The organism is Paenibacillus sp. NEAU-GSW1 (assembly GCF_009737085.1).
In the GTDB taxonomy this organism is placed as follows: Bacteria; Bacillota; Bacilli; order Paenibacillales; family Paenibacillaceae; genus Pristimantibacillus.
This window is the reverse complement of the sequence record NZ_WOVL01000012.1, coordinates 163,133-174,075: the sequence shown is the minus strand read 5'-3', so window position 1 is coordinate 174,075 and position 10,943 is coordinate 163,133. Positions and strand designations below refer to the sequence as shown.

Annotated in this window: 10 protein-coding genes; 4 read left to right on the top strand and 6 right to left on the bottom strand. The window is 49.0% G+C overall.

What is annotated here, in order from left to right; translation table 11 throughout:
• On the top strand, positions 1–552 hold a 552-nt coding region (locus tag GOM71_RS11775), incomplete at its 5' end, for a transposase (RefSeq protein ID WP_173275516.1).
• 100 nt (positions 553–652) lie between these two features.
• Here the strand turns inward: GOM71_RS11775 and GOM71_RS11770 are convergent.
• The 5 genes from GOM71_RS11770 to cls all read right to left on the bottom strand — a co-directional run bounded on the left by GOM71_RS11770 (position 653) and on the right by cls (position 6,038).
• Positions 653–2,107: a catalase gene (locus GOM71_RS11770; RefSeq protein ID WP_156281232.1), complete on the bottom strand. Its 1,455-nt coding sequence runs from the start codon at positions 2,105–2,107 to the stop codon at positions 653–655.
• A 135-nt stretch (positions 2,108–2,242) separates the two neighbouring features.
• Complete coding sequence (locus GOM71_RS11765) at positions 2,243–3,055, bottom strand: response regulator transcription factor (protein WP_253944808.1); 813 nt, start codon at positions 3,053–3,055, stop codon at positions 2,243–2,245.
• Complete coding sequence (locus tag GOM71_RS11760) at positions 3,040–3,426, bottom strand: Fur family transcriptional regulator (protein ID WP_156281230.1); 387 nt, start codon at positions 3,424–3,426, stop codon at positions 3,040–3,042. The genes GOM71_RS11765 and GOM71_RS11760 overlap by 16 nt, the downstream gene beginning before the upstream one ends.
• Positions 3,427–4,139: 713 nt before the next feature.
• Entirely contained in the window at positions 4,140–4,436 is a 297-nt protein-coding gene (locus tag GOM71_RS11755; protein ID WP_156281228.1) for a hypothetical protein, read from the bottom strand.
• 141 nt (positions 4,437–4,577) lie between these two features.
• Positions 4,578–6,038, bottom strand: coding sequence for a cardiolipin synthase (gene cls / locus GOM71_RS11750; RefSeq protein WP_156281226.1), 1,461 nt, complete (start codon positions 6,036–6,038; stop codon positions 4,578–4,580).
• A gap of 174 nt (positions 6,039–6,212) precedes the next feature.
• Between cls and GOM71_RS11745 the strand changes: the two genes are divergently transcribed.
• Positions 6,213–7,529, top strand: a complete 1,317-nt coding sequence (locus GOM71_RS11745) for a deoxyguanosinetriphosphate triphosphohydrolase family protein (RefSeq protein ID WP_156281225.1) — start codon at positions 6,213–6,215, stop codon at positions 7,527–7,529.
• 118 nt (positions 7,530–7,647) lie between these two features.
• Entirely contained in the window at positions 7,648–7,803 is a 156-nt protein-coding gene (locus tag GOM71_RS11740; RefSeq protein ID WP_156281223.1) for a DUF1540 domain-containing protein, read from the top strand.
• 97 nt (positions 7,804–7,900) lie between these two features.
• On the opposite strand, the gene GOM71_RS11735 is transcribed toward GOM71_RS11740, so the two are convergent.
• Complete coding sequence (locus tag GOM71_RS11735; protein ID WP_156281221.1) at positions 7,901–8,788, bottom strand: M15 family metallopeptidase; 888 nt, start codon at positions 8,786–8,788, stop codon at positions 7,901–7,903.
• A gap of 274 nt (positions 8,789–9,062) precedes the next feature.
• On the opposite strand from GOM71_RS11735, the gene GOM71_RS11730 reads away from it, so the two are divergent.
• Entirely contained in the window at positions 9,063–10,937 is a 1,875-nt protein-coding gene (locus GOM71_RS11730; RefSeq protein WP_367649561.1) for an LTA synthase family protein, read from the top strand.
• The last annotated feature ends 6 nt before the right edge of the window (positions 10,938–10,943 follow it).

The window sequence follows — 10,943 nt, the reverse complement described above, 5'->3', positions numbered from 1 at the left end:
TATGCTTACTTGGAGTCGGAAGAACAACGAGCACTTGTGAAATATAATACCTATCATAAAGAAAACACGAAAGCGTGGAAGCAAGACATTAGCAAATTTGAGAACTGGTTGTATGACGAGAGCGAAGATACCTGGACATGTGCAGCAGGACAAAAACTCCTATTCCGTTACGAAAGTCGAAGCACCACAGAAAGTGACTATGAAATTACCACTCGCCATTATCGCAGTCTCTCCTGCGAAGGCTGTCCACTGAAGGAGCGATGCACGAAGGCGCAAGGTGATCGTGAAATAAAGGTTAGCATGGAATATCTTCGCCTCAAACGACAAGCTCGGGAGCAATTAAAGAGCGAGGATGGACATGCCTTGTCGGTTCGACGCATGCACGAACCGGAAAGTGTGTTTGGCCAAATCAAAAATAACCGGGGATTTCGCAGATTCCTGCTTCGAGGCTTACCGAAAGTTAGCCTCGAGGTCGGGTGGCTTTCGCTTGCCCATCATTTGCTGAAGAAAGCCACAAAGCATCAAAATCGAAAAATAGTGTTGCAGGGATAGCTCTCTGCAACACTATTTTCATGAATACCGCTTCTTCAATTACTGATGCGAGCCGTTTTTTCAGCGAGCGAACCACTTTTGGGACGGCCTCTTCGTTTATTTACCTTTGCGGCACATATTTGCGAATATCGACGCCTAATCCTTCGGACAGGCGCATTCCGAGCTCAACATTGGCGCGGAAAAAATTGCACACTGCACGCAGCTGAATGTCTTCGTTCGTCTGAGCCAGGTCAGCTGCAAGATTGCTCACCAGGTTGCTGCGCTGCTCTTCCGACAGCGACAAGTAACGCTCGCCTGCTTGCGTAAAATCATTTGTCTTATCGATCGGCTGACGTCCTGCTGAACCGAGAACCGGCGCATAGCTGTCCTTATACTCCGGTGATTCCTGCGGGCTGCGGGAATCGCTGTTCGGCTCGTAATTGACCGGCGAAGGATCAGCCGCCATAGTCATGGCGCCGTCGCGCTGATGGTTGCGAACCGGCGCATAAGGGCAGTTTACCGGGATGTTCAAGTAATTAGCGCCTAAACGGTAACGCTGCGTATCCGGATATGCGAACAGCCGTCCTTGCAGCAGCTTATCCTCGGAATGCTCTATTCCCGGCACAAGCGCGCTAGGCGCGAAAGCGGACTGCTCCACCTCGGAAAAATAACTGATCGGATTGCGGTTCAGCGTCATCGTGCCCACCTTGTGCAGCGGAAACAGATCCTCCGGCCACACCTTCGTCGGGTCGAGCGGATCGAACACGTAACGGTCGACATCCTCCACAGGCAGCAGTTGGACATGCAAATCCCATTTCGGATGATTGCCGAGCTGAATATTTTCGTACAAATCGCGCGTCGCATGATTGAAATCGCGAGCTTGCACTTCAGAGGCTTCCGCCGCAGTGAAATTTCGCACGCCTTGCTGCGACTTCCAGCGGTATTTTACATAAACCGCTTTGCCTTTGGCATTGATCCATTTAAACGCATGCACGCCGAAGCCGTCCATTTCCCGGTAATTTGCAGGCGTGCCGTCATCGGAGAACACCCAAGTCAGCATATGGGTCGATTCCGGTGTCAGCGTCATGAAATCCCAATACCGGCCAGGTGTCTGTACATTTGTATCCGGCGAAGGCTTCAGCGAGTGAACCATATCCGGGAATTTCATCGCATCGCGAATGAAGAAGACCGGCAGATGGTTGCCGACGATATCCAAATTGCCTTCCTCCGTATAAAACTTAACGGCAAAGCCGCGCGGATCGCGCGCCGTCTCAGGCGAGCCGGTGCCGTGAATGACCGTCGAAAACCTTGCAAATACCGGTGTCTCTTTACCCGACTCTTGCAGAAAATGAGCCTTCGTATACGCCTTCATGCTATTCTCGGCAACGAATACGCCGCGTGCGCCGGCGCCGCGCGCATGCACGACGCGCTCTGGAATCCGCTCGCGGTCAAAGTGTGCAAGCTTCTCAAGCAAATGATAATCTTCAATAAGGGCTGAACCCCGCTGTCCTGCTGTTCTTGAATTTTGATTATCTCCAACGGGGGCGCCTTGATTTGTAGTTAAACGGTTGTCCATGATTACGACCTCCAAATTATATTTAGACTTAATCTAAATCTTATTTGAAGTTTACTTAAAACATACCGCTTATGTCATGAACATCGGATGAAAATAAAATGAAGCTGCCGTGAAGTTGAAGCTGCGATTGACGCGCTATTCGGCTAGCCGATAGCCGGCTCCCCGCACCGTCACGATATAGGTCGGTGAGGCTGCGCTGTCGCCAAGCTTTTTGCGAAGCGTTTTGATATGAACGTCAACGACATTGCTTCCGCCAAGATACTGGCTTCCCCATACCGCGTCGAACATCGCCTCGCGTGTAAGCACCGCGCCGTCAGACGAAATAAACATGAGCAACAGCTCATACTCTGTTTTCGTTAAATCAATCCGTTCAGTTCCGCGATAGACGATCATCTTTTTTAAATCAATAGCCAGATCTTTGAACGTGTAGCCAGACTCCACGCCTACGCCTGCTCCAGTTGCTGCGCGCTGATCCAATATGCCGTTGATTTTGTCCAGTGCGTTTACCGGATCACCCGGCCAGACGAGAAGTTCGGCGCCTTTTGGCAGCGAATGCGAAGCGACAGTCGCTTGTTCCCCGACTAGGAACAACAGCGGCACGCCCTGCAAATGAGCGGTTTGCAGAAGACCCGCCCGCAGCGCGTCAACGGCGTCGGGATTCAGCTGCGGATGAGGCGTCGCATCGAAAATAATAAGCTCCGGCTGCAAGCTGCTGACGAACGCTTTGTTCCAGTCATGCAGCGTAAACAAATCGAAGCATTCTGCAGAAAGCAGCCGCATTAATTTGTGCATTCGTTCAGGGAACGGACTGACCGCCATCACGCGTTTGGTCAACGAGCATGCGGTACGTGAAATCATTTCGCTGCCGGCCGTTTCGAATGAACCGCTCAATATGCCAGCCGACGGTATGATTTCTTCGCTATTCAATGCTGTTATTGGCTGGCGCATGATTCGCAAACCCCCTCAAGTACGACATGTGTTTCCGATACTTTGAACTTCGTCTCCTGGGCGACTTTCTTTATCCATTCTTCCGGCATTTCGGTCAGCACTTCCTCTACCCGGCCGCACACTGTACAAATAATATGCTCATGATTATCCGTCCTTGCGTCATAGCGGCTTGCCGCTTCGCCAAGCTTAAGCTCCCGAATCATGCCCGCATCGGTCAAATAGCGAAGCGAGTTATAGACGGTACCGTAAGCAAAAGTGAAACCGTTGCCGCGCAGCCGTTCAATAACGTCCGCCGCTGTCGGGTGGTCATGCGATTGCTGGATTACATCAAGGATCGCTTTTCGTTGTATAGTTAAATTTATTTTGGCCATTGTCTGTTCATTCCTCACATCAGGAGTTTAGCCGTAACATCAGAAACTTTGAATCGGAGCTCAAAATGACACCGCATCTCAAAGTCGCTTATTAGCTTATAGTTACATCTTTTTATTTAGACTAAGTATAAATCTAAATTTAATAAAGGTCAACCATTGCGGTCCCGTGCAGCCTTTCCAAATACTCGCTGGATTCGCAATACCTATCCTTCTACAGACCGTTAATCACAGTCGCTGCTATAGACTGCTACTTTAGAACGATTTATGCAAAACAGGCTCTCTATTAATTTTCAGAATATTTACAAAATTAAAATAATAGGCTATAATGAGGGTACATCAAACGAGAGGGGATAGTCCAATGAAGTGAGTTAGCGAAGCATGTCTAATCCGAAAGAAAGGAGTCAGCCGATGCGTCGGTCGTGACATCAGACATGCGGGAATCCATTTGAATTGAAGAAGATGATGAGGAAGACAATCTGAAACTAGGCAAAGGCAATACTTACTTGAAGGCAAGTGCAAATATGGCAACGCAAGTTGTAGAATGGAGTGTATTTTTCAATTGAATAGCAGCAAGGATGAAAGTTAAAGGGATTCCGGTTATCTTCGATAAGCGGAATCCCTTTTTGATTTGCGCTAGAACAAAGATAAGGCCATATTCGGCCTTACGCGCATGACCAACAGCCGCTTTCGCGATCGTAAAGCCAATTTCGGCCTTACAGCTGCTGCTTTCGAGTGACATGCCTCCAATTGCCGCTCCGTAAGGCCATATTCGGTCTTACGCGCATGACCAACAGCCGCTTTCGCGATTGTAAAGCCAATTTCGGCCTTACAGCTGCTGCTTTCGAGTGACATGCCTCCAATTGCCGCTCCGTAAGGCCATATTCGGTCTTACGCGCATGACCAACAGCCGCTTTCGCGATTGTAAAGCCATTTTTGGTCTTACAGCTGCTGCTTTCGAGTGACATGCCTCCAATTGCTGCTCCGTAGGCCATATTCGGTCTTACGCGCATGACCAACAGCCGCTTTCGCGATTGTAAAGCCAATTTCGGTCTTACAGCTGCTGCTTTCGAGTGACATGCCTCCAATTGCCGCTCCGTAAGGCCATATTCGGTCTTACGCGCCGCCTTGCTCCGTCCCGCTTCGCTTCCCCGCTACAAAATCGGCGACAGCAGCCGGCTGATCGACTCTTTAAATTTATTCATAAGCGGACGATTGTTATACTTCGCCAACGTCAGCTCCTCGCAATAGGCCAAATCCGCTTCAAAAATGCGTTGCAGCTCCGCAGACGTCGCGCTGTCATAAATGAAGGCGTTCATCTCGAAATTCAGCTTGAAGCTGCGAATGTCGATATTGGCCGTGCCGACCGAAGCGACCTGTCCGTCAATGACGAGCGTTTTGGCGTGCAGAAAGCCCTTCTCGTACATGAAGCATTTCGCCCCGCCAACGAGCAGCTCGCTCACATAGGAATGCGTCGCCCAATAAACGAAGAAATGATCCGGCTTGCTCGGCAGCATAACCTTTACGTCAACGCCGGACAACGCTGCGATTTTGAGCGCGGTCATCAAGCTTTCATCCGGCACAAAATACGGCGTTTGCAGGCAGACGCTTTTTTTCGCTGAATAGATCATTTTGATATAGGCGTCCTTTATTTGCTGGTATTCGGTATCCGGGCCGCTTGCCACCACCTGCATGCCGATTGTGCCGCCGCCGCTAATTTCTCTCGGAAAATAGTGCTCGTTCAAGTCAATCATTCCCGAAGAGGCCATATTCCAATCCATTAGAAATTGCGCCTGCATCTGTTGAACGGCGTTGCCCTTTACCCGCAAATGCGTATCGCGCCATTCGCCGAAATATTTGTTCCGCCCCAAATATTCGTCTCCGATATTAAAACCGCCGATGTACCCCGTATGACCGTCAACGATGACAAGCTTGCGATGATTGCGGTAATTCAGCTTTAAATTCAAATAAGGAATACGGGATGGAAAAAAAGCTGCCGTTTTACCGCCTGCCGCCCACAGCTTGGAGAAAAACCGCCGCGGAAGTCCCTTGCTGCCAATATGATCGTACAAAAACCGGATTTCTACGCCCTGTTTGGCCTTCTCGGTTAACAGCTCCAGCAAGTAGTTGCCGATTTTATCATTACGCACAATGTAATAGACAAGATGAATATGATGTTGTGCGGACTCAATATCGCGAAGCAGCGCGTCGAATTTGCTGTTGCCGTCGGTGTAGATCCGTACGCCGTTATTTTGCGTATACAACGCGTAGCTGCTCACTAAATTCATCGACATCATATCGCTGTACCCGGCCATCGCCGGATCGTTAAACGAAACGGCACTGCGCTCCAGCTCCAGCTTCTGCCCCTCAATCGTATCTTCAATAATGCGCTGGCTCTCCCGCAGCAGCTTATTCAGCTTCCGTTTACGCAGCTTCTGGCCCAAAATCAAATAAAGAATAAAGCCAATGACCGGGATAAAATAGAGCACCATCAGCCATGCCCATGTAGAGGAAGCGTTTCTGCGTTCCAGAAAAATGACCGTTATTGCTAAAAAGATATTAAGCAGCGTGAACAGCGAAAATATATCTTGAACAAGATTCGCTGCAATATTCATAGAAGCACCTCACTTCACTTGCGCCAACACTTCCGGATCGGGACGAATTTGTAAATTTTTCTTCTAATAAATAATACTAAATGGGCGTGTCATGTTCAAATATGCTACAATGCTCACAAGCATTTACGCTGCCAACATACATAGACGCGGCGGAACGGATTGGAGGAGACAGCCATGGACTTACGCAAGCTACGCATCGACGAGCCCGTACTAGGCACGTTCAGCGAGGAACGGGATGAATACGAACGCGATTACGCTCGGCTCATTCAATCGCCCGCTTTTCGCCGGCTGCAAGGAAAATCGCAAGTATTCGGCGCAGGCTCCGGCGACTATTACCGGACAAGACTGACGCATTCGCTCGAAGTTTCGCAAATTGCCCGCGAGGTTGCCCGCAGGCTCGGAAAGCAGTATGCTTTTTTGTCCAAAAAAGAGCATCCCGGCCTCATACTCGACCCGGCTGTAGTGGAAATTGCCGCGCTCGCTCATGATCTCGGCCATCCGCCATTCGGCCATAAAGGCGAAGAAGTGCTCAACCAGCTGCTTATGGAGCATCATGGCTTGAAATATGAAGGCAACGCGCAAAATTTTCGCATCTTAATGTTTCTGGAAAAAAGAGCAGGCAGCGGCAGCGGCCTCGATTTAACCGCCGCCTCCCTTCTGGCCATTAATAAATATCCGTATTCGCTTGACGAACCGAGCAAACTTAAAGGGCTTTACGCTTCGGAATGGCAAGAAATCGAGCATCTTCGCGATCTTTGGCAAATGCCTCTGGGCTGCTCGACGCTTGAAGCGCAATTAATGGACTTATGCGATGATATCGCTTATTCGACGCATGATATTGAAGACGGGATTCGTGCCGGCAAAATTCAAATGAACCGAACGTTTTTTGAGGACAGCCGTCTGATCGACAATCTCGTCCAAGAGATCGTAGATGACCAAGGCAATATGGAGGTCGGCTGGGATCAGGTCGATATTCCGGCAATGGTCAAGCAAGTTCTCACCGACTACTTGCAGCAATGGGAAGAGCTGTACGTTCAATATGACCATGAATCGTCCCGTACCCGCAGAGAGATGAAGGCTCGCTGGGTCAGCACTTTTGCAGGCAAAATCGGCATTATCGATGATCCCGCAAAAGGCTGGAAGAAGGTTTCGTTCATCGAAAACGGCAAGCAGGATCTGGAGCTGCTTCGCACGATGGAAATTTTGAAAAAGCTCGCTTGGGTGACGCTAATTAAAGATTTTCGCGTACAGCGGCTGCAAAAACGGAGCGAAATTATGATCAAGCGGTTATGGGACAGCTTTAAAGTGCCGGAATACGGCCGTTTGATTTTGCCGCCCGATTGGGTAGCAAGCTATGAGCAGCATAAGCAGAACTGGAGCTGGCCTCGGTTTGTTGCCGATTATATATCGGGAATGACCGACGCTTATGCGGAAAAAGTGTACGCCGAGCTGTATGCCAGCAAATCCGGTTCGATCTACGAAATGGACTAGCATCGCGACTTCCCTAAATGCCTCGCAACCCGCGCCAATCCTAGCAAATGAGTATGATTCTCAAGTATAAATCACCTCCGCCATTGTCTATCCTATAGACGGAGGAGGTGATTCAATCATGGCTAAGGATGTACTTTGTGAAGTCAATTCTTGCAAGTTCTGGGCCGCAGGAAACCATTGCCACGCTTCTTCCATCTATGTCGTAAACAATCGTGACAAGCAAGCGAAACACTCCGAGGAAACCGACTGCAAAACGTTCGAATCAAAGCTGTAAACGAAAAACATCAAAGCAAAAAGCGGCGCATACGCCACGTGCTGGAATTAGGCTTCCCCTGCACTCGGACGTTATGCGCCGCTATTGTTAGGTTGCATTAATTGTTGACCGGCACCGCGTTGAAATATTCCTCCAGCGTAATGCCTTGCTCCGCTATTTCCGACGATATATCTTTGCCTACATAACGAAGATGCCACGGTTCGTACTTATAGCCGGTAATGTCTTCTTTTCCATCCGGATAACGAATAATAAAGCCGTATTCATCGGCATGATCAGCAAGCCATACCGCTTCCGGCGTACCTCCGAAGCAATCGGATGCGGCACATTTGCCGTCGCTGCCCGATACGTCGATTGCCAAGCCCGTTTCATGCTCGCTCGTGCCCGGAAAGGCGCTGTACGTCTTCGCCTTCTCCAAGCCGTCTTTCTTCACATAGCGCTCGAACAGCGACTTTTGCGTCGCATGCGAACGATACGCCGATACGCCCGCTAAATGAATGCCGTCGGATTTTGCCCCGTCGAACATCTCTTCCAGCGCTGTTGCTGCTTCCTTGCGCATTTTGCGCTTATCGATTTTTTCATTGAACGTAAACAATACGTCCGGATAAACGAGATCGGCCGGTTCATAGTTTTCCGGCAGTTTATTCTGCTTGTTGACTAAAGCAGTTACGCTATCGGGCTCGGCTATGACCGCCATGCCGTCCTCATCGTCAGTTGGCTTCGGCTTGGCTGTGGCAGCCGGTTTGTCCGTTTCAGCAGGTTCATCGGAAGGCGCTTCTGTTGCCGCAGCAGGCTCGTCCGTATTTTGCGGTGTCTGAGACGGAGAAGCCGTCACGCCCGTTGAAGCTTGCGGATTTGCTGCCTCTTCCGGCGCTTGCGCGATCGAATTCTCGTATCTTATGAGCAAAAACGCGGCGATGGCAATGACGCATACCAATGCAAACCATAACTTAGTTCTTCGTTGTTGTTTTCTCGATTGTCGGTTCATGCCGCACTCCTTACAGGTTTTTTTTCGAATCTAGCAAATCGATTAACGAGTCTCGTTCTACTATAAACGATACGCCTGTGCCTTGTCATTTATATTCGACATTTTTCGCATATTAGCGCGGTTTTTTTCATGGTCATTGAGGTGACTTTTGCCTTTGACATTGGACTATGAAAAGGAGCATAATAGGGATTAATTGTTCATATATTGAGTACTAGACAAGACGGGCTGATGGTTCACTGCCAGCCTGTTTTTGTTGTGAAAGGTAGGCGGTATCGTGTCAGGTTTAACTCCAAAACGGCTTTTCAGCACTACACCTATTCTAGTCTTCTCGCTAATCGTTCTCTTAAAGAGTTTTCTTACTTGGATGGTTGTGTTTGGCGGCCCGTCGTGGACAACGCTATTAAAGGAAGTTCCGTTTGCACTTATCGTGTTTTGTCTTATTGAATGGTTCGCCACAAAACGGAAGTTGGTCTACTACTTGACCGCAAACCTGTTGATGACAGCTATTTTGTTCGCCGTGCTTATGTACTATAAGTATTATGGCGTCATCGTCACCTATCTGGCTTTGCATCAGGTAAACCAGGTAACCGCCGTGAGCAACAGCGTATTCTCGCTCATGGACCCTTATTATTTGCTTGTCTTTATCGATATTATCGTCATGGGCTATTATTTGATGCGCCGCAACAAAGCCCAAGCCTGGAAAAAAGAAAGCCAAAAGCAAATCCGCAAAAGCGTCGTTGCCGCTCTGTTCGGCGTATCGCTTGCGATTAGCTTGTTCAATATCGTGCCAAACCGCGCAAGCATGAACGAAATTGTAAAAGCGGAGCAAATGGGCATTCTAAACTACGAAGCGTATACGATTTTTTCGAAAAAAACGCAGGATTTCGTTGAACCTTCCGAAATTACGCAAACTAAAATTAATGAGCTCAAGCAGTTCGAGCAGCCTGCGTCGCCACAGTTGTGGGAAGCGGCAAAAGGTAAAAATCTAATTATTATTCAGATGGAATCGTTCCAAAATTTCCTGATTAACCTGAAGATCGACGGACAGGAAATTACGCCAAACATGAATAAACTCGCTAACGGAAACTATTACTTCAACAACTTCTACCAAGGAGTCGGCCAAGGCAATACATCCGACGCTGAGTTTATTGTAAACACTTCGTTCTATATCCCGCCGAATGGCGCGGCAACAGGGGTTTATGCGGGCAAGGAGCTTCCTAGTTTGCCTAAGCTCGTGAAGGAGCATGGCTACAACTCGGCTACGTTCCATACGAACGTCGTAGAATTCTGGAATCGCGGCGAGCTCTATAAAGCGCTTGGCTTCGATCAGTATCACGACAAAAAGTTTTTCGGCGAGGAAGATACCGTCTTCTTCGGCGCTTCCGATGAAGTGCTTTATAAGAAAACGGCTGAAGAACTTAGCAAAATGAGCGAGAAAGGTCCTTTCTACTCGCAAATCATTTCGATGACATCGCACCATCCGTTCACGATTCCGGAACGCAAGTACAAAATGCAGCTTCCTGAACGTTATGAAGGCACATTTGTAGGCGACTATATTCGCGCGCAAAACTATGCCGATTTTGCGCTTGGCCAATTTATCGACGATTTGAAAGCTCGCGGCTTATGGGAAAACAGCTTGGTGATGATCTACGGCGACCACCTCGGCTTGCCGATCTATTCGCTTGATCGCGACGACAAAGAGCTGATGAAAGAAATTTACGGCCATGAGTACGGCTATACGGATATGATCAACATTCCGTTGATTATCCATTCGGCCGGCTTGACCGATAAAGAACCGAAAGTGTTCGACCAGCTGGGCGGACAAGTCGATATCGTGCCGACGGCGGCGAATTTGCTTGGCATGTCGATGGCGAACCAAATTCATTTCGGCCAAGATTTGCTTAACAGCAACTCTTACAACCTGCTTCCGCAGCGTTACTACTTGCCAAGCGGTTCCTTCGTAAGCAGCGAAGAGCTGTTTATGTCCGGCAGCGGCTTTGAAGACGGTACGCACTATTCGCTCGCAGGCGACGGCAAAACAACTACGAAAGCGACAGAGGACGAATACAATCGTGCGCTGGAGCTGCTGAAGCTGTCCGACAGCTATGTCAGCCAGTTGCCAGACCGCGAGTCGCAAAAAGCGGAATAAAACCGA